This is a genomic window from Selenomonas ruminantium AC2024, from assembly GCF_000687995.1.
GTDB lineage: Bacteria > Bacillota > Negativicutes > Selenomonadales > Selenomonadaceae > Selenomonas_A > Selenomonas_A ruminantium_B.
Genome location: NZ_JIAC01000001.1, coordinates 1,091,462 through 1,115,875 on the forward strand (window position 1 = coordinate 1,091,462; position 24,414 = coordinate 1,115,875).

20 protein-coding genes are annotated in these 24,414 nt (G+C 51.6%); 17 read left to right on the forward strand and 3 right to left on the reverse strand.

The features are described 5' to 3' along the window. Positions 1–16 precede the first annotated feature (16 nt). From meaB to P157_RS0105080, 6 genes are all read left to right on the forward strand, one after another. Positions 17–1,210, forward strand: coding sequence for a methylmalonyl Co-A mutase-associated GTPase MeaB (meaB, locus tag P157_RS0105055; protein WP_026760042.1), 1,194 nt, complete (start codon positions 17–19; stop codon positions 1,208–1,210). Beyond that, a complete protein-coding gene (locus tag P157_RS0105060) occupies positions 1,207–1,779 on the forward strand; it encodes a peptide-methionine (S)-S-oxide reductase (protein ID WP_037368130.1) in 573 nt (190 codons plus the stop codon). Before meaB ends, P157_RS0105060 begins: the two co-directional genes overlap by 4 nt. A 152-nt stretch (positions 1,780–1,931) precedes the next feature. Further along, on the forward strand, positions 1,932–3,170 hold the full coding sequence (locus P157_RS0105065; RefSeq protein ID WP_026760044.1) for a porin: 1,239 nt from the start codon (positions 1,932–1,934) through the stop codon (positions 3,168–3,170). Between the two features lie 167 nt (positions 3,171–3,337). Further along, entirely contained in the window at positions 3,338–4,597 is a 1,260-nt protein-coding gene (locus P157_RS0105070) for a [FeFe] hydrogenase, group A (protein ID WP_026760045.1), read from the forward strand. A gap of 10 nt (positions 4,598–4,607) precedes the next feature. Continuing rightward, positions 4,608–4,916 (forward strand): iron hydrogenase small subunit, encoded by a 309-nt coding sequence (locus P157_RS0105075; RefSeq protein WP_026760046.1) that lies wholly within the window; start codon positions 4,608–4,610, stop codon positions 4,914–4,916. A 16-nt stretch (positions 4,917–4,932) separates the two neighbouring features. Further along, positions 4,933–5,592: a cytochrome b/b6 domain-containing protein gene (locus tag P157_RS0105080; RefSeq protein ID WP_026760047.1), complete on the forward strand. Its 660-nt coding sequence runs from the start codon at positions 4,933–4,935 to the stop codon at positions 5,590–5,592. Between the two features lie 59 nt (positions 5,593–5,651). On the opposite strand, the gene hydG is transcribed toward P157_RS0105080, so the two are convergent. Further along, a complete protein-coding gene (gene hydG / locus P157_RS0105085; protein WP_026760048.1) occupies positions 5,652–7,067 on the reverse strand; it encodes a [FeFe] hydrogenase H-cluster radical SAM maturase HydG in 1,416 nt (471 codons plus the stop codon). Between the two features lie 383 nt (positions 7,068–7,450). Between hydG and P157_RS0105090 the strand changes: the two genes are divergently transcribed. The 9 genes from P157_RS0105090 to P157_RS0105135 all read left to right on the forward strand — a co-directional run bounded on the left by P157_RS0105090 (position 7,451) and on the right by P157_RS0105135 (position 19,137). Next, positions 7,451–8,392 carry an ABC transporter permease gene (locus tag P157_RS0105090; protein ID WP_026760049.1) on the forward strand — a complete coding sequence of 314 codons (942 nt, stop codon included), beginning with the start codon at positions 7,451–7,453 and terminating at the stop codon, positions 8,390–8,392. Continuing rightward, positions 8,389–9,246, forward strand: a complete 858-nt coding sequence (gene nikC / locus P157_RS0105095) for a nickel transporter permease (RefSeq protein ID WP_026760050.1) — start codon at positions 8,389–8,391, stop codon at positions 9,244–9,246. Before P157_RS0105090 ends, nikC begins: the two co-directional genes overlap by 4 nt. 11 nt (positions 9,247–9,257) lie before the next feature. Next, positions 9,258–10,076, forward strand: coding sequence for an ABC transporter ATP-binding protein (locus P157_RS0105100; RefSeq protein WP_026760051.1), 819 nt, complete (start codon positions 9,258–9,260; stop codon positions 10,074–10,076). Then, entirely contained in the window at positions 10,045–10,803 is a 759-nt protein-coding gene (locus P157_RS0105105) for an ABC transporter ATP-binding protein (protein ID WP_026760052.1), read from the forward strand. Before P157_RS0105100 ends, P157_RS0105105 begins: the two co-directional genes overlap by 32 nt. Positions 10,804–10,849: 46 nt before the next feature. Next, entirely contained in the window at positions 10,850–12,400 is a 1,551-nt protein-coding gene (locus P157_RS0105110; protein WP_026760053.1) for an ABC transporter substrate-binding protein, read from the forward strand. A gap of 125 nt (positions 12,401–12,525) precedes the next feature. Further along, positions 12,526–13,845, forward strand: a complete 1,320-nt coding sequence (locus tag P157_RS0105115) for an LCP family protein (RefSeq protein ID WP_026760054.1) — start codon at positions 12,526–12,528, stop codon at positions 13,843–13,845. Between the two features lie 156 nt (positions 13,846–14,001). After that, positions 14,002–15,954, forward strand: coding sequence for an ABC-F family ATP-binding cassette domain-containing protein (locus P157_RS0105125; RefSeq protein WP_026760055.1), 1,953 nt, complete (start codon positions 14,002–14,004; stop codon positions 15,952–15,954). Between the two features lie 29 nt (positions 15,955–15,983). Next, a complete protein-coding gene (locus tag P157_RS0105130; RefSeq protein ID WP_080695384.1) occupies positions 15,984–18,203 on the forward strand; it encodes an ATP-dependent RecD-like DNA helicase in 2,220 nt (739 codons plus the stop codon). A gap of 31 nt (positions 18,204–18,234) precedes the next feature. Continuing rightward, on the forward strand, positions 18,235–19,137 hold the full coding sequence (locus P157_RS0105135) for a DMT family transporter (protein WP_026760057.1): 903 nt from the start codon (positions 18,235–18,237) through the stop codon (positions 19,135–19,137). A 31-nt stretch (positions 19,138–19,168) separates the two neighbouring features. Here the strand turns inward: P157_RS0105135 and P157_RS0105140 are convergent, their stop codons facing one another. Both P157_RS0105140 and P157_RS13915 read right to left on the reverse strand, forming a co-directional pair. Then, positions 19,169–19,513, reverse strand: coding sequence for a cupin domain-containing protein (locus tag P157_RS0105140; RefSeq protein WP_026760058.1), 345 nt, complete (start codon positions 19,511–19,513; stop codon positions 19,169–19,171). Between the two features lie 44 nt (positions 19,514–19,557). Beyond that, complete coding sequence (locus P157_RS13915) at positions 19,558–20,817, reverse strand: glucosaminidase domain-containing protein (protein ID WP_037368133.1); 1,260 nt, start codon at positions 20,815–20,817, stop codon at positions 19,558–19,560. Positions 20,818–20,942: 125 nt separating this feature from the next. Between P157_RS13915 and P157_RS13920 the strand changes: the two genes are divergently transcribed. Further along, positions 20,943–22,514 carry a hypothetical protein gene (locus P157_RS13920; RefSeq protein WP_072000169.1) on the forward strand — a complete coding sequence of 524 codons (1,572 nt, stop codon included), beginning with the start codon at positions 20,943–20,945 and terminating at the stop codon, positions 22,512–22,514. Positions 22,515–22,602: 88 nt separating this feature from the next. Then, complete coding sequence (locus P157_RS0105155; protein WP_026760059.1) at positions 22,603–24,378, forward strand: methyl-accepting chemotaxis protein; 1,776 nt, start codon at positions 22,603–22,605, stop codon at positions 24,376–24,378. The last annotated feature ends 36 nt before the right edge of the window (positions 24,379–24,414 follow it).

Genomic DNA, 24,414 nt, shown 5'->3' on the forward strand with positions numbered 1-24,414 from the left:
TTACAAGGAGGCAATGATGGAACAAAAGTATACGACATCAAAGCCAAGCTGGGTGCCGGAGGAAAAAAACGATAAATTTGCCTGCTCGGTCATGGGCGGCATCGAAGGCATCAAGGACACGACCGTGGGCAATATCAATCCCGCCCTGCAAAGCGGGACGATGAAGCCCAAGAAGCGGCTCGTCATGTCCGAAGATGACTATGTGGACGGAGTCTTAAAAGGGGATAGAATGACTTTGTCCCGGGCCATTACCTTGATTGAAAGCAACAGTCCCCGCCACTTTGCCAAGGCTCAGCGGGTGCTGCAACGGCTTTTGCCCCATACGGGGCATGCCCTGCGCATTGGCATTACCGGCGTACCGGGGGCAGGCAAAAGCACCATGATTGAGGCCTTCGGCAATATGCTCTGCGATGACGGGCATAAAGTTGCGGTGCTGACCGTTGACCCGACAAGTTCTGTAACGAAAGGCTCCATACTGGGGGATAAGACCCGGATGGGGACCTTGTCCCGGCGGCGGGAGGCCTTTATCCGGCCTTCCCCTGCGGGGGGAACGCTGGGGGGCGTTGCCCGCAAGAGTCGGGAAACCATGTTGATGTGCGAAGCGGCAGGTTATGATGTCATCATCATTGAGACCGTTGGGGTGGGCCAGTCAGAAACCACCGTGCGGTCGATGGTGGACTTCTTCCTGCTCGTGGTGCTCACCGGTGCCGGGGATGAATTACAGGGAATCAAAAAGGGAATCATGGAACTGGCCGATGCCATTGTGGTCAACAAGGCTGATGGGGATAATCTGGTCAAGGCCAAGGTGTCGCGGGGGCAGTATGAGCGGATGCTCGAATACATCCGCCCGGCAACCCCCGGCTGGCCCACCCATGCTTATATGTGTTCGGCGATGGAAAAGACAGGCCTTAAGGAACTCTGGGAAGTCATCAAGGGCTTTCGGGAGAACACGCAAAAGAGCGGTGTCTGGAATAAGCGCCGGGATAGCCAGCTGCTCGACTGGATGCACAGCATGATTGACGAGCATCTGCACAATCTCTTCTTTGAAGACCCGGTGATTACAGGCCGCATGCCTGAGGTCAGGGGCGCGGTGCTGGATGGCACCATTTCGCCGACGCAGGCCGTGGCCGAACTCGTGAAGCTCTTTGATGTGGAGCGGGCGGCCCATCGGCAGGTGGATATCTTCCATCCCGAACAGGAAAAGGGGTGAGTGTCGTATATACGAAGAAAATCTATTTTTCCGGCGGGGACTTCCATGAACTGCAGGAAGTATTTGCTCATGTACCGGGAGTGGTGTCAACCTGCGCAGGCTATATCAATGGGGACAGGGATACAATCTACGCAGATGTTGCTGCAGGCGAAGTCAAAGCCTATATGGGTGTGGAAGTCACCTACAATCCCAAGAAGATGGATATTTCGCAGCTGCTGGATTTGCTCTTTGGCGTGGTCAATCCCTATGTGCCCGATGGTCAGGGGAAGGCCCGTGGGGAGATGTATCGGGCGGGAGTTTTCTACGCCTCAGCCGAAGATGAACCACAGGTGCAGCTGCATCTGAACTTTATCGCAAATCGCGGTAAAGCGCCCGTTGTGGGCAATGCCGGACTGACGGTGAATGATCCCAACAGCAATCCCAAGCTGGCGCGAAAATTATGTGCCATAGCGGCACCCTTGGAAAACTTTCAGCCAGCAGAGGCTGAACATCAGGATTACCTTGCACGTCATCCTGAGGCAGAGACTTATATTGATTTTGACAAATTGCGGGCCTATGTGAAATTCTAGTTTTGGAGAAACAGATGGTGAAAGCAACCATAACTTCACCATCTGTTTTTTTATTTCATCCCTCTAGGGGGCTTATTTTCAGAAAGATAGTATGGTATTCTTAATGAGTATCTTTTTCATACTATACAACATACTAAAGGAGATGATCTTTTTTGAACAAAAAAATGGCAGCTATGATGGTGATGGCAGGAATTATGGGAACCTCTGCATCGGCAATGGCCGCGGCCAATCCCTTTTCTGATGTACCAGCAGATCATTGGGCTTATGATGCCGTAGTGAAACTTGCAGCAGATGGAGTTATCGAAGGTTATGGTGATGGTTCTTTTAAGGGCAATCGCAACATAACCCGTTATGAAATGGCGCAGATGGTGGCCAAAGCCATGGCTAAAAATACTGCCGGTGCTGATAAAGCAATCGTGGACAAATTAGCAGCAGAATTTGCTGAGGAGTTAAATAATCTCGGCGTGCGAGTTTCTAATTTGGAACGGAATGCCGACATGCTGAAATGGACCGGGGAATTGCGTTATATCTTCCAGCGGACGAACAATGAAAGCGCGGCAGATAGCAGCACCAATCGTGCAGAACTGCGTCTGTTCCCGACTGCTGAAGTAAATGACCATTGGCATGTTAAAGCGCGTATTACCGCCCGCAATGACATGAAGAATGATACTACTACGAATGCAACCTTGACCTATATTTATGCAGAAGGCGCATACAAAAACTTCACGGTTGCCGCAGGTAAGATGCCATTGACCAGTACCAATGATGAAGGCTTAGTTGTGGATGACTTCTTCTCAGGGGTACAGCTGACATTTGGCAAAAAACTCAAAACAGTGTTGGAATACGGACGTTGGAATTTAGGGACTTTCCTTCCTGGTGTAAATAATGCTGCAGATTATCAGGGCATACAGTTTAACTATAATTCCGGAAAAGTTTTTGCTGGCTTAGGTTATCGCCATTTGTCTTCGGATAGTTTCAAAGGCATTACAGGCGTAAGTGCCAATGAGGATAACTTTAACATCTGGTCCGCTGGTGTCAACTATCGGTTTGACAAGAATTTCAGTCTGGCAGGAGCTTATGCACAAAACTCCAGCGCAGATAATTATGCAAAGGCTGGCAACATTTGCCTGAACTACAAGGGAATTAATCGCAAAAATCCCGGTACCTGGGGCGCTTATGCAGCTTATCGTTATATCGGGCAGAATGCCAGCCTGGCATCCACTTACAACACGATATCCTTCGGCGGCCACAACCGCAAAGGCTGGGAAATCGGAGCATCTTATGTTCCCTTTAAGAATGTGACGACGGATGTAGCTTATTTCCAAGGCAAAAATTTAAAAACTGGCAAGAACAGTAACACGCTCTTTGCTCGTGCCCGCTTCATGTTCTGATAACATACAGGACTGTGCTTATGCATGGTCCTGTTTTTTGTTGAAAAAATATGCAGTTTATATCCCCCTGGGGAGCTTGTGAGAATATTCGATTTTTTTTAGAATAGACTAAAGGAAATGATGTGATTATGGGTTGATATTTTCAGAGACAGGGAGGTAAGGGAATTATGCCAAAATCCTATCAGGAGAATGAATTATCCAGCATTATCAGGATTGATGAGTCGAAATGCAAGGGCTGTGACACCTGCAAGTCGTTTTGTCCGGCTGATGCTATTGATGGGCCTTATGGAGCGAATCACCGTATCAACAGCGAACGCTGCCTGCAATGCGGGCAGTGTCTGGTGAATTGTCCCTTTGGTGCCATTGAGGACACTGCGGATGTGGTCGATCAGGTGATTGAGAAACTGCAGGACGGCAAGACCACGGTGGTGGCAACGGTAGCACCAGCGGTGCGTGTGGCGTTGGGCGAAGAGTTTGGGATGGAACCGGGGAAATTGATAACCGAGCAGATGTATGGCGCGCTGAAACAGGCGGGCTTCAAAATAATGGACGTCAATTTTGCTGCGGATAACACCATCTTGGAGGAGGGGACGGAACTCATCCACAAAATACAGAAATATGTGCTGCAGAAACCGGTAACTGAGGAATTGGGGCCGCTGCCCCAGTTTTCTTCCTGCTGTCCGGCTTGGGTGCGTTATATGGAGCTATACCATCCGGACTTGCGCCAGCATCTCTCGTCGGCTAAATCGCCGCAAGGGATGGCAGGGCCGGTGGCGAAAATCTACGGTGCCAAAGAAATCTGGAAGGTTGAGCCCGAACAAATTTTCTGTGTGGGTGTCTATCCGTGTACGGCAAAGAAATTGGAAGCTTCACGGCCTGAATTTACCGCGGCGGCTGATTATTGGAAGAAACAGGGGCATACAGCAACTTATCAGGATACAGATGTGGTGCTGACGACCAGAGATTTGGCGAGACTGCTCAAGAAGCTGGATATTGATGTCCGCAATGTACAGCCTGCCGAGGAAAAAGACAATCCCTTGGCAGAATATACCGGAGCCGGAACGATTTTTGGTGCTACGGGCGGTGTAATGGAGGCCGCGCTGCGAACGGCTTACTTTGTACTGACAGGGCAGGAACTGGCCGACCTTTCGTATAAGCCTGTGCGTGGTTTGGCTGAAGTGAAATCAGCGGAAATTCCTTTGAAGCTCAAGGACGGCGGACAAGAAATCACCTTGAAGATAGCGGTCGTTCATGGAACAAAAAATGTGGAACCCCTGCTGGCAGAAATCAAAGCTGGGAAATCACCATATCATTTCATCGAAGTCATGAACTGTCCGGGTGGCTGTGTGAATGGTGGAGGCCAGCCCATAAATCCGATGGGAACATCATGGACGGGCAAGTTTAAGGCAATTTTGCCGTGGTCGTAGGAGGTGCACCATGAAAAAATATTCCTATGAAGAAAAAGGTGTAAAGATCAGCCGCCGGGAATTTTTAGGCTTTGTGGGGATCGTGAGCGCTTTCCTTTGGACTGGTGTTTATACGATGACCGATTTAATCGTTGACCGGACGAAATACATCAAAATGCGTACGGCGGGCCTTTATCAGGATGATGAGAAGCAGGCGAAACGTCAGAGCCATAACAATCAAAGCCTGTTGAATATGTACAAGAGCCTTAACTTCCAGCCCATGAGCCCGCTGGCCGAAGAGTTGTTCCATACCCATTATATCGATCGCAGCATCTTGTAAGAAAGGCGGGAGAAAGATGAAAAAATTCAAAGGAAATGAGCGTATCCTGCATCATAAATTGCCGACACGATTATTTCACTGGTGTCTGGTGCTCAGCTTTTTGCCCGCAGGTTTTACCGGATTAATCCTTTTTTTCCGCCCCTTGGGGGATGCTGGCATGAATCTGGCGATGCAGGTACATATTGTCGGTGGTATGGTTTTATTTATCGCCTGTACGTTGTTCTTTTTGCTTTGCCCCGGGCGGGTGATTTCTTTTTGGCGGGAGATTACCACGTGGACGGATGATGATTATGCCTGGATGAAAATTTCCGGTGGCTATATTCATAAGTTCCTGCTATTGGAATATGAGGTTCCTCCCATGAATAAACTCAACTCCGGGCAAAAAATGATGGGGGTCATGGTGCTGGTAGGGACGATTTTGCTGATATTGACGGGCTTGGTGCTCTATGTTGCCCTGCCATTGGTGCCAAAGGAAATTGCCTTCTATGCTGACCGTATCCATTTGGTGGTCGGTATCTTCCTGTTTATGTGCGTTGTGGGAGGGCATATTCCTTTGGGGATTTATAACTGGCCGGAGTTCTGCAGTATGTTTGGCGACGGAACCATCAATGCCCAGCATGCGCAGGAACATCATCCACTCTGGACGAAGCATGAAATCAAGGAGACAAAAAAATAAATTCAGAATGACGAAAACAGGCATAGCGAAGAATTTGCTCTTCGCTATGCCTGTCTTTTTTAGAAACGGAAATCCCGTTCGCCCTGTTCGATTTGCTGTAAATGCTTTTGTAATGTTTTTTGGGCAGCAGGATTGCTTACCTGGGGAATGTTTTTGGTGATGAGTTTTTCGCCGGCAGCTTTTGTTTCCGGGGATGCGTAATCTTCAAGATATTCTTTCAGCGTCATCAGTGCATTGGGCAGACAGCAGTTTTGAATCTGCTTGGCCTTGCAAAGGGTCATGAACCGGTCACCGGTGCGGCCTTCCCGATAGCAGGCTGTACAGAAGGAGGGAATGTAGTCCATATCAATCAGCCACTTCATCACCTCATCCAGCGAACGGGTATCGGATACGTCAAATTGCACGGTGTCTTCGGGGCGTGTTTCCTGCGTGTAACCGCCTACAGAGGTACGGGAGCCGCCGGAAATTTGGGAAATACCCAGATGAAGAACCCGTTCACGGGATTTTTGTGACTCGCGGGTGGAAACAATCATGCCTGTATAGGGTACGGCAATCCGGATGCAGGCGACGATTTTGGCGAAGGTGTCATCGTCAATGGCATTGCTGAAGGTGTTTACATCAATATCTTCAGCGGGGCATATTCGCGGTACGGAAATCGTATGCGGCCCTACGCCGAATTTGGCTTCCAGATGCTCTGCGTGCATTAAGAGACCGGTGTATTCGTAGCGGTATTTATCCAAGCCAAAGAGAACGCCCAGCCCTACATCATCAATGCCGCCTTCCATGGCACGGTCCATAGCTTCCGTATGGTAGGCATAATCGTGTTTGGGGCCAGTGGGATGAAGTACCTCATAGGAGTCCTTATGATAGGTTTCCTGAAAGAGGATATAGGTGCCAATGCCAGCTTCGTGCAGGCGGCGGTAATTTTCTACGGTGGTTGCGGCAATGTTCACATTGACACGGCGGATGGCGCCGTTTTTATGTTTGACGGAATAAATGGTATGAATGCAGTCGAGGATGTATTCGATGGGATTGTTTACCGGATCTTCACCAGCTTCGATAGCCAGCCGTTTGTGACCCATTTCCTGTAAAGCAATGACTTCATCGCGGACCTGCTCCTGGGTAAGTTTTACCCGGGGAATATTTTTATTGATGCCATGATAGGGGCAGTAGATACAGCCGTTGATACAGTAGTTGGAGAGGTAAAGCGGGGCGAAAAGAACAATGCGGTTGCCGTAGAATTCTTTTTTTATTTCTTCCGCCAGGTGATAAATTTCCTCGTTTTTTTCGGGAATATCGCAGGCCAGAAGTACGGAGGCTTCCCGATGATTCAAGCCTTTGCATTCACGCGCTTTGGACAGAATGGCATCGATAAGTTCCACATCATTTTTATGCTGGTCGGCATAAGCAAGTGAGGCGAGAATTTCTTCGTGATTGATGAATTCATCTGCTTTACTGGACTTGGGATTATACATACTATCGATCTCCTTTATACCAATATGAAATAAGACGCCGGGCATAGCAAGGAGACTGCTGCGCGACGTCTTATTTTATTGCAGAGGACAAACGGGCTGTTGTTTTCTGCATAGGATGCTTTCCTCATTCAACCGAGCCACCGAAGGAAGAGGAAAAGCTATTTCATAATCTATTATAAAAATTTTATGGAAGGCTCACAAGCTCCCTGGGGGGATATAATTTCAAAAAAATGAAAATTATATTTTCTCTGATAAAAAGAAGGGGATATGATATACCTGGTATTCCGATAAAATGTTCTGCATATCCCCCTGGGGGGCTTATGTTTCCGAGAAAAATCTTGTATCATAAAATATTATAGAGAAGAGGGAGGTCTTAGCAAGGCATGAATTACGCGGTAAAACGCTTTATCCAGCTGATACCGATTTTGTTTGGCATTACGTTTTTATCGTTTTTGCTGATGTATCTGGCGGGCAGCGATGCGGTGACGGAGATGTATACTAACCGCGGCGTGGAAGTGGCGCAGGAAATCATTGACGAGAAGAAGGCGGCTTTGGGGCTGAACCTGCCATTTTTTCAGCAGTATATCAACTGGCTTTGGGGCATGCTGCATGGCAATATGGGCGTTAGCTATGTGACCGGTGAGGATGTGCTGCTGGCTTTTATGAAAAAACTGCCGGCAACCTTATTGTTGACGGCGCTTTCCATTGCCCTGACGGTCATGATTTCCCTGCCCTGTGGAATACTGGCGGCGGTTCGTCATGATAAAATCGCGGATATTGTGCTGCGTTTCGGCAGTTTCCTGGGTAATGCTATGCCGAACTTCTTTGTGGGGATGCTCTTGATGGAGTTTTTGGGCATTCAGCTGGGCGTGCTGCCGGTCATTTCCAGCGGTACGGATTTTCGGAGCGCCATTATGCCTACCCTGACTTTAGCGATTGCCATGTCGGCCAAATATCTGCGGCAGGTGCGCAGCGCGGTGCTGGATGAACTCAATAAGGATTACGTGCTTGGGGCGAAGGCTCGGGGCATAAGCAATCAGGTGATTCTCTGGAAAAACGTGATGAAGGCTTCGATGCTTACGATTATGACCTTGCTCGCGCTGTCTATCGGCAGTCTCCTGGGGGGCACGGCGATTATCGAAAGCATCTTTATGTGGGACGGGGTAGGCAAACTGGCCGTGGATGCCATCAACATGCGGGACTATCCCATCATTCAGGCCTATGTCATGTGGATGGCCATTATCTATGTTCTGGTGAATCTGGTGGCAGACATTATATACCACCATCTTGACCCGCGTATCCGTCTGGGGGTGAATGCCAAATGAGTCAGGCAATAGCCCCGACCATCCGGGTACAGAATGTACGTCAAAATCGCTTGCAGCGCAAGCTCTGGTTCTTTGGCGGGTTGGCCCTTTTGTTGATTCTTGCCTCCTTTTTCAGCGACTATCTCTGCCCTTATGACCCTTATCTGCAGGATATGTCAATGACTAAGGCAGCGCCTTCGGCAGAACACTTGCTTGGCACGGACCGTTATGGCCGGGATATGTTATCAAGGGTCATTGCCGGCAGCAAGACCAGTATCTTTTCCACCTTGCTGCTCGTGAGCTTTATTGCGGTCTTTGGCAGCATTATCGGCATTATCTGTGCCTGGGCGGGAAAATGGGTGGACACGCTGCTCATGCGCCTGTCCGATATGTTTTTGGCTTTCCCGGGGTTGGTATTTGCTTTGGCGGTGGCAGCTGTTTTAGGGGGCGGCGTTCATAATGCCATCTTTGCCCTGGCGGCCATCAGTTGGCCGAAATATGCACGCCTGGCCCGCAGCCAGACCTTGGCTTTGCAGTCATCGACCTTCATGCAGGCTGCAAAAATGGCGGGCAGCGGTACCTGCAAGATTATCCGCAAACATGTACTGCCCAATATCGCCGGGCCAATTCTGGTGACGGCCATGCTGGATATCGGTACGATGATGATGGAGCTGGCGGGACTCTCATTCCTTGGTTTGGGGGCTAAGCCGCCCATTCCGGAATGGGGCAGCATGATGAGCGATACCCGCAATCTTTTGCCCACGCAGCCTTGGGTGACGCTATCCCCGGGCTTTGCGATTTTCTTCTCGGTGATGATTTTCAATCTGCTGGGGGACACCGTGCGCGATTATCTTGATCCGAAAAATAGAAAGTAACAGGAGATAATATGTCAGAAATTATCCGTTATGAACATGTGGACATCAGCTACAATGGGGAACTGGCTGTCCACGATATCAGTTTTTCCCTCGGTGCAGGGGAGATTTTGGGCATCGTCGGGGAAAGTGGCAGCGGCAAGTCCACGCTGATTAAGGCTGCTTTGGGGATGCTTGGCCGGGATGGGCTGGTGACGCGTGGCGATATTTACTACAAGGGACTCGACCTGCCGGATATCAGCGACAAGGAAATGCAGAAAATCTGCGGTACGGAAATCGGCATGATTTTTCAGATGGCAGGCAATTCTTTCTGCCCCATCCGTACCGTAGGTGCGCAGATTAAGGAAATGATGGCGGCTCATGGAAATGAGAACGCTGCGGCCGTAAAGGCAGAAGCCTGTGCGCTCTTTACGAAGTTTGGCTTTAGTGAGCCGGAGCGCATCTGGGACAGCTATCCCTTTGAATTGTCCGGGGGGATGCAGCAGCGTGTCGGCGTGGCGGCCGCCATGCTCCTAAAGCCGAAGCTTCTCTTGGCCGACGAACCCACTTCGGCACTCGATGTTACCGTGCAGAAGCAGGTCATTGAGGAAATGCTTTTGGCGCGGAAACTCTTTGGTACGGCTATTATCCTTGTGACCCATAATATCGGTGTCGTTCGGGCTATGGCAGACAAGATGCTGGTGCTTCATCAAGGGGAAATGATGGAGTATGGCAAGGCGGGGGAGATATTGGCAAATCCCCAGTCGCCCTATACGCAAAAACTTTTGGCGGCGATGCCAAGGCTAAGGAGGCGGGCAGCGGATGGATACGATACTGCAAACTGCGCATCTTAAAAAAGTCTTTCCTCGCAAGGATGGGGAAGATATTGTGGCGGTGGATGATGTTACCTTCTCCCTGAAAAAAGGTGAGAAGCTGGCCATTATCGGGGAAAGCGGCAGCGGTAAGACCACCGTAGCCCGCATGATTGCCCATTTGCTGGAACCAACGGCAGGTCAGGTTATGCTGGCCGGAGAGGACATCACGAATGCCGGTGGCGCGAAGCTCAAAGAGGTCTATACCAGAATGCAGATGGTCTTTCAAAATCCCGTGGACAGTTTTGACCCGCGTTGCACATTAGGGGATGGCATCAGCGAGAGCCTGCTGAACCACGGCAAAAGCAAACGGCAGGCGGCAGAGATGACGAAAAATCTGCTGGCGCTCTGCGGTCTGGGAGAGGAATTTGCTCAGCGATATCCGCATGAAGTCAGCGGCGGCCAGTGCCAGCGGGCGGCTATTGCCCGGGCCTTGGCTATTGAGCCGGAACTGGTCATTCTCGACGAAGCGACCTCGGCGCTTGATGTGACGGTGCAGGCAGAGGTCTTGGATTTGCTGAACCGCCTGCAGGAAGACCGGGGCATTGCCTATCTCTTTATCTGTCACGATATTGCGCTCGTGCAGGATTTTTGCGACCGGGTAATCGTGATGCACGAAGGCAAAATTGTGGAGGAAGGCATCCCAGACGAGATTATCAACAATCCTCAGCAAGCATATACCAAAAAGCTGATTGACAGCGTTTTGTAACGGAGGCAGTAGAATTTTTTTACATAAAGGAAGGAGATTTTGACAAATGAAATGGAAAAAATTAATGGCATTGGCATTGGGGGCAGTCCTGAGTGCCGGCGTGCTTACAGGCTGCGGCACGGATACAGCCAGCAAGACTGGTGAAAAGGCGCTGACCATTGGTGATACGACCTTTAACAGTTCCAATGAGGAGCCGGATGTAAATCCGCATAACACCTATGCGGGCTGGGCCTGCATCCGTTATGGTATTGGTGAAACGCTGATTAAGTACAGCGATAATATGGAGATTCAGCCCTGGCTAGCGGTCAAATGGGAGAATGTGGACGAGCTTACCTGGAAGTTCACTTTGCGTGATGGTGTGAAATTCTCCAGCGGCCGTGTGCTGGATGCCGCAGCCGTCAAGCAATGCTTTGAGCATCTGATTGCCAATAATAAGCGGGCGGCACAGGATTTGAAGATTGCCTCCATGGAAGCCAATGGGCAGGAGCTTATCATCAAGACCACGGAACCGAAACCGGCGCTCCTCAACTACCTCGGCGACCCTTATGGCTGTATCATTGATGTGGATGCTGGCTTTGAAAAAGGCATTGTGGCCGGTACTGGCCCGTACATTGCCACGGATATCAAGACGGATGACCATCTGGTACTCAAGAAGAATGAAAACTATTGGGGGGGCACGCCGAAGCTCGACAAGATTACCATCCGCACGATTACGGACGGCAATACGCTCGCCAATGCCCTGCAGTCCGGTGAAGTGCAGGCCGCTTACGGCATGGCTTATGAAAGCTATCCGCTGTTCCGCAATGACAAGTATAATATCTCGCAGATTTCCACTTCCCGCTGCTTCTTTGGGAAGATGAACTTCGACCCGGATTCTGTGTGCTCTGACCCGGCTGTGCGTCAGGCTATATCCATGGGCATTGACAAGGAAAACTTCGTGGCCAAACTTTTGGATGGCAACGGCTTCCCGGCTAACGGTGTGTTCCCCGCAGGCCCGGCTTTCGGCGGCGATAAGGTAAAAGCCGAAAAGTTTGACCCGGAAGGCGCCAGGAAGGTACTTGAAGCTGCGGGCTGGGTCGATACGGATGGTGATGGCATCCGCGAGAAGAACGGCAAAAAGCTCGTCCTCAAGTGGCTGACCTATCCGAGCCGTCAGGAACTGCCGCTGCTCGCTGAATCTGCCCAGGCAACCTTGAAAGACATCGGCATGCAGGTGGAAGTCAACTGCACCGCGGACAACAATCAGGCAGTCAAGGATGTGAAGGGCTGGGATATCTACGCCATGGCCAATGTGCAGGCGCCCACCGGTGACCCCGAATACTGGTTCACGGTGTTTGCCACCGGGAATGCCACCAAGAATCAGGGCAAATACCAGAGTGCCAAACTGGATGCTTTGGAAGCACAGCTGAGCCGCGAATTTGACCCCGCTAAGCGTGCGCAGCTGGCCCTGCAGATGCAGCAGGTCGTACTCGATGACCATGCCTTTGTATTCTGCTCCTTCCTCAAGATGAGCATGATTTCCAAGGCCAATGTGAAAAACTACACCTCCCATGCCTGCGATTACTATCAGGTAACGGCAGATTTGGATGTGGAATAAAAGATGGCACTTTGAGCAGGAAGCCCGCGCCTTTTGGCGCGGGCATTTTCTTTACATTAAAGGCCATCTTTGCTATACTTATGGGGTTGAATTTCGACCTATATATTAATGAGGAGCAAAGAATCATGCGGCAGAAGCGCAGACGTAAGCGCAGTTATAAAAGAGTCAAGTGGATATTGGGAATTATGCTGACCGTGCTGGTGGCAGTGGCTGGCATAATGGCAGCCAATCACTCCCGCAACAATGGCGGCCTGGTGAACAGCGATGGCGAACCGGTGAAAAGCGACCAGATTACCCATGTGATGCTGTTGGGCGTTGACCGCCGTGAGGGGGATGTGGGTCGCAGCGATACCATGATGGTGGCGGCCTTTGACCAGGAAAAGGAAAAAGCGTCCCTGCTCTCCGTGCCCCGTGATACGCGGGTACAGATTGAGGGCAATGATTACGAGAAAATCAATCATGCCTATGCCTATGGCGGTCATAAGATGAGCCAGGAGGCCGTGGAAAAACTGCTGGGCACGAAGATTGACCATTATATCATCATTGACACCAAGGCCTTTGAACGGATTATTGATGCGCTCGACGGCGTGGACATCAACGTGGAAAAGCGCATGTACTACGAAGACCCTTGGGATGATGACGGTGGCCTCGTGATTGACCTCTATCCTGGCGAGCAGCATATGAATGGCAAAAAGGCCATCCAGTATGTGCGCTATCGTGATGGCGAGGGTGATATCGGCCGCATTGGCCGCCAGCAGAAGTTTATGAAGGCGGTGCTGGCCAAGGTCATTTCGCCCTCGGTGCTGCCCAAGCTGCCGAAACTAGTGGAGGAAGTAAAGTCCGCCATTCAGACGGATATGAGTCTGACGGAGCTCGTGGAGTTTGCGGGCAAGCTGAAGTCTGTTCACGACAATGGCCTGTCAGCGCAGATGGTGCCGGGACAGCCTGCTTACATCAAGGATGTGAGCTATTGGATTCCCGATATTACGGATTTGCGCTCGTTGATGGCTGAGCAGCTGGGCCTCGAACTCAGCGAGGGGGAAAAGCAGAGAGCTCAGGCTGATGAAGACGCCTATATGAAGACTCTGCCCAGCGGCATGCAGCTGCTGGCTAAGTCCAAGACCTCCGGTCAGGTGGCGGAAGGAACGGCGGAGAAGACGGAAGAAAAGAGCAAGCCCATGAAGCCGGAGGAAATTTCCGTGATGGTCATTAACGACAGTGGCATTAACGGTGCCGCCGCGGAAGTGGCCCAGATTCTTCAGCGGAAAGGCTTTGTGATTTCCGGTGTGGAAACGGGTAAGACCAGTTCCCGTACCCAGACCACCATCACGACTTCCACCCGCAACACGGATGTGTTCTACGGCATGCCCTTTGCCTGCGTGATTATGGACGGCGGCAGTTCCAATCAGGCCGTAGTGCATATTGGATTGGATTATAAGAAATAGAAGTCCTTGGAGGATAGGAATGAAAGCCTTCCCCTCTGGGGAAGGTGGCAGCCGCAGGCTGACGGATGAGGTTGCAGAGATATTGCCTTTGAACCTCATCCGCCCATGAGGGGCACCTTCCCCAGGGGGGAAGGCTAGTATAGAGGAGAATTTATTTTGGGTATATTGAAAGTTAATGGCCTCAAAAAGGCCTTTGGCATAGATGAACTCTTCCATGATGTGAATTTTGAAGTGCGGGGCGGCGATAAGGTCGGCCTGGTCGGTGCCAATGGTGCCGGCAAGACCACCCTGATGAAGATTCTCATGGGACAGGAAGAAGCCGATGGCGGTTCGGTGCAGCTTGACCCGGCTGAAACCATCGGCTATGTGCAGCAGCAGGCAGACTTTGGCGAAGGCACGCTCTATGACGAGTTCCGTCGTGCCTTTGACGATATCATCGAACTCGGCGAGCGCAAGCGTTCGTTGGAAAAGCGCATTGCCGCAGGTGAAGAAGAACTTTTGGACACCTATGGCAAGGTCGTGGAGCGTTTTGAACAGTTAAACGGCTATGAATTTGACAGCCGGATTAAAAAGGTCGCCTATGGTTTGGGCTTTACGGATGAAGATTTCCAAAAGAATGTCGAGCATTTCTCCGGCGGTCAGAAGACGCGTATCTGTTTGGCCAAGGCTTTGCTTCGTGAGCCAGACTTCCTCTTTTTGGACGAGCCGACCAACCATCTCGACATCGGGATGATTGAGTGGCTCGAAGGTTTCCTGCGCACCTATCGCGGCGGCGTGCTCATTATATCTCATGACCGCTATTTCCTCGACAAGGTGGCTACGCGCATGGTGGAACTAGAGGCGAATACCGTCACTAGCTACGAGGGCAATTACACCTACTTTATGCGGGTCAAGACGGCCCGGCGCGAGGCGCTCAAATCTGCCTACGAAAAACAGCAGGAGCATATCAAAAAGACGGAGGAATACATCCGCAAGTACAAGGCAGGCATCAAGTCTAAGCAGGCCCGTGGACGGCAGAGTCAGCTCAACCGCTTGGAGCGCATTGTATTGCCGCCGGAGGCTGCCAGCTTCAACTATTTTGCCTTTCATAAGCCGCCTGAATGTGCACAGCGTGTGGCAGAACTGGAAGAAGTTACCTTCGGTTATGGCAGTGAGCCGGTGTTCAAGGACTTGTCCCTGTTGATTCGCAACGGTGACGGCGTGGCGCTCGTTGGCCCGAATGGTGCAGGCAAGACCACTCTGCTCAAAGTTCTCGTAGGCGAGCTTGAAGCTGCCAAAGGCCGGATAAAAATTGGCAGCCGGGTGAAAATCGGTTATTTCTCCCAGCAGCATGAAACTTTGCATATGGATATGACTGTGCTTGATGAAATCATCTACACCTATGGCGTGGACGAAGAACAGGCCCGCCGTTATTTAGGCGCTTTCCTGTTCCACGGAGATGAAGTCCTGCGCAAGATTGGCGACCTCTCTGGCGGCGAGCAGTCCCGCGTGGCTTTTTTGAAGCTGATGCTTACGGGTGCTAACTTCCTTATTCTGGACGAACCGACCAACCATCTCGATATTCCGGCCAGAGAAGCGGTGGAAGAAGCCTTGATGGCTTATCCCGGCACATTCCTTGCGGTATCCCATGACCGTTACTTCCTCGACAAGGTGGCTAACTGCACCTTGGAACTTGATAAGGGCCAGCTTACGGAATACAGCGGCAATTACAGTTATTATCTGATGAAGAAGGAAGCTGAGCGGGAGGCCGAGGAAGAAGAACGGCTGGAAGCAGAAGACGCCGCTCAAAAGGTAGCGGCTAAGAAAGCTGCCGAGAAACCTGCGGAAGCACAGAAGGCAGCTGAGGAAAAAGCTGCCGCCAAAGAGCGGGCAGAAGCCGGTAAGATTCAGAGCATGAGCGATGCCAAGCGCACGGAGATGATTCAGCGGGCTGAGGCGGAAATCGCCATGGCCGAAGCGGAGTTAAAGGGACTGGAGTTTCAGATGAATCAGCCGGATATTCAGGCTGACCCAGCGGAAAGTCAGCGCATTGCCGAAGAATACGCCGCCAAAGAGCAGGAGATAGAAGAACGCTATGCCAAGTGGGAACGGTTAGTGGCCAGCGAATAAATTGCTTTACAGCAGGAGGGAGTGAAGTTATGGCTAACAACAACGAACAGATGGCGCTGGGCTTTGCCCCGGGAACTGTACAGGAAGAACTCGAAGGTCTGGTGGACAGCATTATCTTTGCCAGTGAGGATGGCAAGTTTGCGGTGTTCCGTCTGCAGCCAACCGGACAGAACAGCCGCGTCAGCGTGACTGTTAGCAGTGAACCGCCTTTGGTAGGGCAGCAGGTGCATTTGACGGGGAGTTGGGTCACCCATCCCCGCTTCGGCCAGCAGTTTAAGGCTGTAAGCATCCGTCTGGAAGCGCCTACCAGTGTGGAGGGCATTGAACGCTTCCTGGCTTCCGGTGTCATTGATGGCATTGGCCCTGCCATGGCCAAACGTCTGGTGGCTAAGTTCGGTGCGGACACTTTGGATGTGATTGAGCAGAAGCCCAAACTGCTGGAAACAGTGGAGGGCATCGGCAAAAAGACTGCAGAAAAAATCGTAGCCTCCTATACTGCGCAATCGGAGCTGCGGGAAATCATGCTCTGGCTCGAAAGTCATAATGTTTCGGGTGCTCTTGCGGCGCGAATTTTCAAGAAGTACAGTTCCTTTGCCTTGGATGTATTGGAAAATCATCCCTATAAGCTGGCGCAGGAGGTGGAGGGCATTGGCTTTGCCACCGCAGATGCCATTGCCGCCAGCCTCGGCTTGGCAGGGGATGACGAAAACCGCGTGGTGGCCGGCATTGACTACGCACTGCAGCAGATTTCCACCAATGGGCACTGCTGCATTCCCGAACAGCCCCTGATTGAACGTACTGCTAAACTCCTGCGGGTAGACCCGCTGCGCGTGGGCGAGGTACTCAAAAAACAGCTCAAGCTTCAACGCCTAGCCGTGGAATCCGTCGGCGGAACGACGCTTATCTATTCGCCCTATCTCTATCGGGCCGAGAAAAAAGTTGCCCGCAAGCTCTTATATCTGCAGCGTTATGCCGATGTGCTCAATGTGGAAAATCCCGAGGGGCTGGTGGCGCAGTGGGAGGAAATGACGGGGCTTGATTTGGCCAAGGCACAGAAAGAAGCCATGGTTGCGGCGCTGACGCATGGCATTCTGGTGCTCACGGGCGGCCCCGGCACAGGCAAGACCACCGTGGTGCGCGGGATGATTGATATGCTGGAAATGGCCGGTCTCGAAATCCTGTTGGGGGCGCCAACAGGACGCGCCGCTAAGCGTTTGGCTGAAGCCACAGGGCGCAAGACCATGACGGTGCACCGCATGCTTGAAGCACAGGGGGGACGGCAGGACGATGGCTCCTCTATGTTTGCTAAAGATGCAGACGAGCAGTTAGAGGCCGATGCCATCATTCTCGATGAAGTGTCCATGATGGATATCGTGCTTATGCAGCATTTTTTGGACGCTGTACCCGATGGCTGTCATGTAATTCTCGTGGGCGACGTGGACCAGCTGCCCGCCGTAGGTCCCGGCTCGGTGCTCAAGGACATTCTGCGCTCCGAGGCCATTCCTTCGGTACGCCTGACGGAAGTTTACCGTCAGGATGAAGAGAGCACCATCGTCCTCAATGCCCATGCCATTAATGCCGGCCGTCTGCCCATCTGCAAGCCGGCGGGAGATTTTCAGTTCTGGGAAATTGCTGACCCTGCTGAGGTGGCGAAAAATATCGTGCGCCTCTGCGTGGAAGTCCTGCCAAAGCAGGGATGGAATCCCCTGACGGATGTGCAGGTGCTCTCGCCTATGCACCGGCAGGAATGCGGCGTGGAAAATCTCAACAAGCTATTGCAGGCAGCGCTTAATCCGCCTGCCGCGTATAAGGCGGAGTACAAGAACAGCATCCGTACCTTCCGCCTGCATGACAAGGTCATGCAGACCAAGAACAACTACACGAAAATGGTCTTTAACGGAGATATCGGTTTTATCACCGCTGTGGAGGCCGACCACCTCACGGTAAAATTCAGCGAGGATTTAGAGGTGGATTACGAGAAGAATGAGCTGGTAGAACTGCAGCTGGCCTATGCCATGAGTGTGCATAAGAGTCAGGGCAGTGAGTATCCCGTCATTATCCTGCCCTTAACGGCTGGCCATTACATCATGCTGCAGAGAAATCTGCTCTATACTGCCGTAACCCGGGCCAGCAAGCAGGTGATTCTCCTGGGCACGAAGGCGGCTCTCAATACCGCCGTGGAGAATGACCGCACCCGCAAGCGTTATACTCTGCTTGCCGAACGGCTGGCTGGAGCGCTGAATGAATAAAGACAGCTCTAAGAAGAAAGCGGGAATAAGCTTGAAGGAACGGAATAAAGGACTCTTAATGGTGTGCCTGGGCGCTTCTATGTGGGGCGGCAGCGGCGTAGCCGGACAGTATCTGCTGCAGGATTGCGGCTTTTCTACGGAATGGCTGGTGGTGTCACGGATGCTGCTGGCCGGCGTGATTTTTTTGGCGGCAGATATCTGCCTTTATAAAGAAAACATTTTCTGCGTTTGGACAGACAGGAAAGATGCCAAGGAGATTCTGCTCTTTTCTATTTTGGGGATGCTGGCGGTGCAATATACTTATTTTGCCTGTATCAAAGAGGGAAATGCGGCGGCTGCGGCGGTGTTGCAGTACCTGATGCCCATCATCATCGTGGGATATACGGCCATTACTGTCCGCCGCTTTCCGCAGTATCTGGAAATTCTGTGCGCGGCCATGGCTGTGGGCGGGACGATTCTGCTGGTTACCCATGGCAGTCTGGACTCCCTGGCCATCAGTCCGTTGGCTCTGTTTTGGGGGCTGGCTTCGGCTGTGGCGGCGGCCTTTTATACCATGCAGCCCAAGCGGCTGATTCGCAAATGGCGTCCCACGCTGGTGGTGGGCTGGGGGATGCTCTTGGGAGGTCTAGCACTGTCGGGTATCTGTCCTCCTTGGCAGTTTTCCGGCAGCTGGAATGATATGGCTGCGCTTATCTATGCTTATATTATTGTATTTGGCACTGTGGTGGCCTTTGGCTGTTACTTAGGCAGTATAAAATACATTCAGCCAGCGGAAGCGGGAATGCTGGGCTCTCTGGAACCGCTGGCGGCCATAATCTTTTCCATGATGTTTCTGGGGGCCAGCTTTGGCTTGATGGATGTGCTCGGGACAGCGCTTATTCTGGGCACGGTGTTCCTGCTGGCTCGCCGAAAGGATGGAGAACAACAAAAATGAGGCCTCTTTCGAGGCCTCATTTTTGTTGTTATTATTTCTTGATAATCAAAGCCATAAACACCAAATCCTCGGTCTTGGAGGGGTTGGCGATGCCGTGTTTTTCGCCGTCGGGGCAGAAGGTGGTGCTACCTGCGCCGATGGTTACTTCTTTGCCATTGTCGTTGTAGAGGGCCGTGCCGGAGAGAATGTGGTAAGTCTCCGTGTTGCCGTGATGTTCATGCACGCCGATGGAGCAGAGGGGCGGGATGATAACCTTGGCGTACATATCGCACTTGCCGTCGAGTTCTTCCGGCGTCAAGAGTTTTACGATGGTGATGGTGCCATTGCCATCTGCCTTGTTGGTTGCCTGAATGGGATTCGGTTCAATAAAAGCCATGTTAAAGTCTCCTTTGATAGTTGTTTCTTTTCATTATACCTTTTTTATTTCAAACATGCCATGATAATAAACTGATTGGCCAGCACATTCATGTTGGCAGAGTTTATTTTACCGGCGGCGGCAAAGTCTTCCCAGGCTTTGTCGTATTTTTTTTGCCCGATATGGCAAAGGCCGATAAGATTCTGAGCGTCGGCAGAGCGTTCTTCGATTTTTAAGAGCTTCTGCAGGTCAGAGAGGGCGCCGTCATAGTCCTTGCTTTGGTAGCGGAGCAGGGCGCGGTTGTACCAGGCCTGATTATGGTTGGGCTGCAGGGTGAGCAGTTCATCATAGGCCTTGCGTGCAGCCTTTTTGTCGCCGAGCTTTTCCTCGGTGATGGCCAGATTGAAGAGAGCTTCACCGGATTGGGGCTTGAACTTATGGGCAGCGGCAAAATCGGCCTGGGCGTTCTTAAAATCATCCCGGTTGTAGTAGACAATGCCACGGTAAATCAGGTTGGCAGCTTCATCCGGAGCCTTGCTGACTTTTTTCTGAGCGGCCTGTAAGGAGGCAGAGGAACCGTCAGGGACTTGGGCTTCGCGCCAGAGCATCAGGATTTCCTGACCGTAATTTTTTCCTGGCACAGCCCAGTTGCCGTTGAGTTTTGTCCAGGTCAGCACCTTGCCGTGAAGGTCGGGACGATTCTGTACCACATGCTGATAGCGAGGGTCAACCAGTGCCTGCACTGGCGGTTTGTATTTAGCATAGGCCAGCAGGTGCTGGATATGGGCACGGACGCCTAACTGGGGCGTGGCAAAGCTATGGCCGGGCTCATGGTTTCCTGTGGCGCCTAAGCCGCAGAAATTATTTTGCTGGGGGGACACATCACCACCATAGGCAAAAAAGCCGGTTTCCTTCAAAGCCTGACAAAGAGCCACATCGGGACGGACACCTTCGGCGCCGGCTTCCTGATAGTAGTAGTTTACGATTTCCTCCACAGAGCAGTTGAGCTTCGGCGCGGTATTGCGCTGTTTGATGAAGGCAATCATCTGCTCCTGGCTGGCTTCGGCAGCGCCCATAATGGTGATGGATTCGGGATTTTCGTCCATGGCCATCATGGGCTCATCAAAGGCTGGTGCACAGCGGAAGTGCACGGAGGAAATAGCCCGTTTATTGATTTCGCCGGGCATTTTGTCGGGGAAGGATGGACGCCCCGCGATGGTGCGCTGAGACACAGGTGTATCCTTTACCGCTGCGGCACAGCCGGTAATCGGCAGCAGCAGGCAGCCCATGGTTAGAACAGGAACGAACGCGCGAACAAAACGCATGATGAAAACCTCCTCAATTCAGTTAAGTCTAGCTATAGTATACCACAGGATTTTACCGAGAGGCAGGGATAAATCTGAAAGATGGCGAAGTCATAAGGCAACGAAATGTGGAAGGGGCAAAGTTTGTGGATAGAGATGATTTTTTGGCCGTCTATGGGCAGGCATTGGAATGTTATAAGCGGCAGGAATATGACAGGGCCTGGCAGCTCGTGAAGGATTTTCAGGAGCAGACCGGCATGAAATTTTTGCTCGGAGGTTTGCTGCAGGCCTATATCCTTCGCGCGCAAAAAAAATATGTATCAGAGATTGCCCTGCTGACTTCGTTGGTTCATGATTTTGCGGATAGTGAGGATAGGAAGCGGCTAGCCGATGTCTGGAGTCTTTTAGGGGCGGCTCACCGCATGCTCGGAGAAAGTGAAGCGGCGATGGCGGCCTTTGTGCAGTCGGCAGAGCTTGAACCGGATACGATAAAAAAGCTGACGGAAACAAGCAATGCCATCTTTTCGGCCAATGCCATAGAGAATTTGCCGGCGGCAAGGATGCAGGAACTTTATGGTCTTTACCGCCATTATCTGCAGGATATGCAGGGGAAAGTTTTTCCTGCACCAGACTGGCAGCATGCGAAAATCCGGGTGGGCTATCTTTCTGCTGACCTGCGTGACCATGCTGTAGGACAGTTTGTGAAGCCTTTCTTCACTGGCTTTGACCGAGCAGCCTTTGAAGTCTTTGTGTACCAATTAAATGCAGAAAGCGATTTTGTCACGGAGGATTTGCGCCATGCGCCGGTTCATTGGCGCATGATGGCGGGGCAGGATTTTGCAGCCATCGCCCAAGCGGTTCGTGCTGATGAAATCGATATTCTGGTGGAACTGGGGGGACATACGGCAGACAATGCCCTGCCGGTCTTTGCTTACCGGGCAGCGAAGGTACAAATTTGCGGCATTGGTTACTTCAACAGCACGGGAATCTCGGAGTGTGATGGTTTTCTGTCAGATGCCTACTGCGCTCCTGCGGAGCACTCGCCCTATTTTACAGAACGGCTTTTGCAGCTGCCGCATACTCATTTTTGCTATCAGCCGTATAAGAAATTTCCAGAGCTAGTGCCGCCACCATGCCGGCAAAATAAGTATATTACCTTCGGTTCCTTCAATAATTTTGCCAAGGTCAATGACGGCATGCTCTGTTTGTGGCGGGAACTTTTGCAGCAGGTGCCGAATTCCCGGCTGCTGCTGAAACATCAGTTGCTGGGCACGGATGAAGGGCGGGATTATACACTGTCCCGTCTGCGGAAGCTGCAGCTGCCCATAGAGCGGATTGAACTGCGTTCCTATTCGGCAGATTATCTGCGCGAATATGGAGATATGGATATTGCGCTGGATACATCGCCTTATCCCGGTGGACTGACCACCTGTGAGGCTCTCTACATGGGAGTGCCGGTGGTGACTTTGACAGGCAATCGTCACGGTGCCCGTTTCGGGAAAAGTTTTTTGTGCAATTTAGGACTCGGAGAACTGGTGGCGGAGAGTCCGGAACAATATGTAAATATCGCCCGGACTTTGGCCGGGGATGAGGAACTATTGACGGCTTTGCGGCAGACACTGCGGCAGATGATGCTGGCTTCGCCGTTGATGGACAGTCAAACTTATATGCAGGATGTGGAAAATCTGTATCGACAAATTATGTTGAAACGAGAATAATTTTTGCAGGAATGGATAAGAATGTGTCGAATATTCACACTAGAAATAGCGGATAAAATGATTGTGAGGAGGATTTGGAGGGATAGAAATGTCACTAAAGGGACGCATGGTGATTATGGTAATTGGCATCGCAGTATTGACTACGATTTGCGTAAGTGCGGCATTTATCATGAATCTCAAAGCTGAATCGGAGCGTCAGGTTGCTTCGGTGCGGCAGACGATGACGGCAGATGTGGAGCGGGAACTGAAAATTGAAACGGAAACCGCCATCTCCATTATCAAGCAGGTCTATGACCGTCAGCAAAAGGGTGAGCTCACCGAAGAACAGGCTAAAAAGCAGGCCGCAGATATGGTGCGCAACCTGCGCTATGATGATGGCAAAGGCTATTTCTGGGTGGATACATTTGATGGGGTCAATGTGGTGCTTCTGGGCCGTGATACGGAAGGAAAATCACGTATCAATTTGACTGACCCGTCCGGCAAGCAGTTCATCAAGGAAATGATTGAAAATGGCCGCAAGCAAGGCGGCGGCTATACGGATTTGATGTTCGCTAAACCAAATGAGACTACGCCGCTGCCCAAGCGGAATTACACCGCAACCTTTGAGCCTTATAAATGGGTGCTGGGCACGGGTGTCTGGATTGACTATATTGACAGCCGTGTTGCTGAAGAACAGGCAGCTGCTGACGAGGCTTTCAAAGCCACTCTGATTAACACGGTCATCGTCAATATCGTTCTGCTGGCTATCTTCTCCGGTTTGGGGATGCTGGCAGCAAAATCCATTGTGGGTCCCCTGCATATTGTCACCGACCGTCTGGGCGTTATGGCGACGGGCGACTTGCGGGAGGATAATTCACTGGAAGAGGTATTCCATCGTACCGATGAAATCGGTGAGATGAGCCGGGCCTTGCACAAGGTGCAGACGGAGGTCAGCACCATGATGCGGCAGATTATCGAGTCGAGCCAGCAGGTAGCAGCTTCCTGCCAGCAGCTCACCAATAGTTCCGAACAGTCTGCTGAAGTCAGCGGCTCTGTGGCAGACAGTATCGTCAACGTGGCTGGTGCCTGCAGCGAGCAGTTCACGGAGGTCGAAAATGCCAGCACCAATATTGAAAGCCTCTCCCAGAGCATGGAGCGGTTCAAGGTAACCATTGAACATGCCGGTCAGGTGGTTGCTGATGCCAAGGGGCAGGCCGACAGCGGGGAAAAGGCAGTAACCGGTGCAGTGAAACAGATGGAACTCATCGAGCAGTCCGTCAGCCAGTCCGCGCAGGTTATTGAAGAACTGGGCCGCGAATCCGATAAGATTGGCGCCATTGTAGATGCCATCTCGGAAATTGCTGAACAGACGAACCTCTTGGCACTGAATGCGGCGATTGAAGCTGCCCGTGCCGGTGAACATGGCCGGGGCTTCGCGGTAGTAGCCGATGAAGTAAGAAAGCTGGCCGAACAGTCCAGTTCCTCGGCAGGGGAAATCTCCAGCCTGATTGGTTCCATTCAGGATAAGGCCCGCAATGCCGTATCCGTTATGCAGGACGGCGTATCTCAGGTACAGAATGGTGTAGGTGCCGTTAATGGAGCCGGCAGCAGCTTCAAGGACATTGCCGTCATGGTTGAGCAGGTAGTGGATGAAACCAACGAAATGGAACGCACGGTGGCAAGCCTCGCCAACAATACCAGCACCATTGCGGAAGCCATCAACAAGATTAGTGAAATGAGCCGCAACGTGGCATCCGAAGCAGAAACCGTATCGGCAGCTACTGAGGAGCAGACAGCTACCATGAATGAGATTGCCAGTGCCAGCCGTCGCCTTACGGAAATGGCGGAAGGCATGGAAACTTCTGTAGAGCGCTTCAAGATTTAACTGTCTTGACAGGAAAAAATTGCAATGCTAACATAA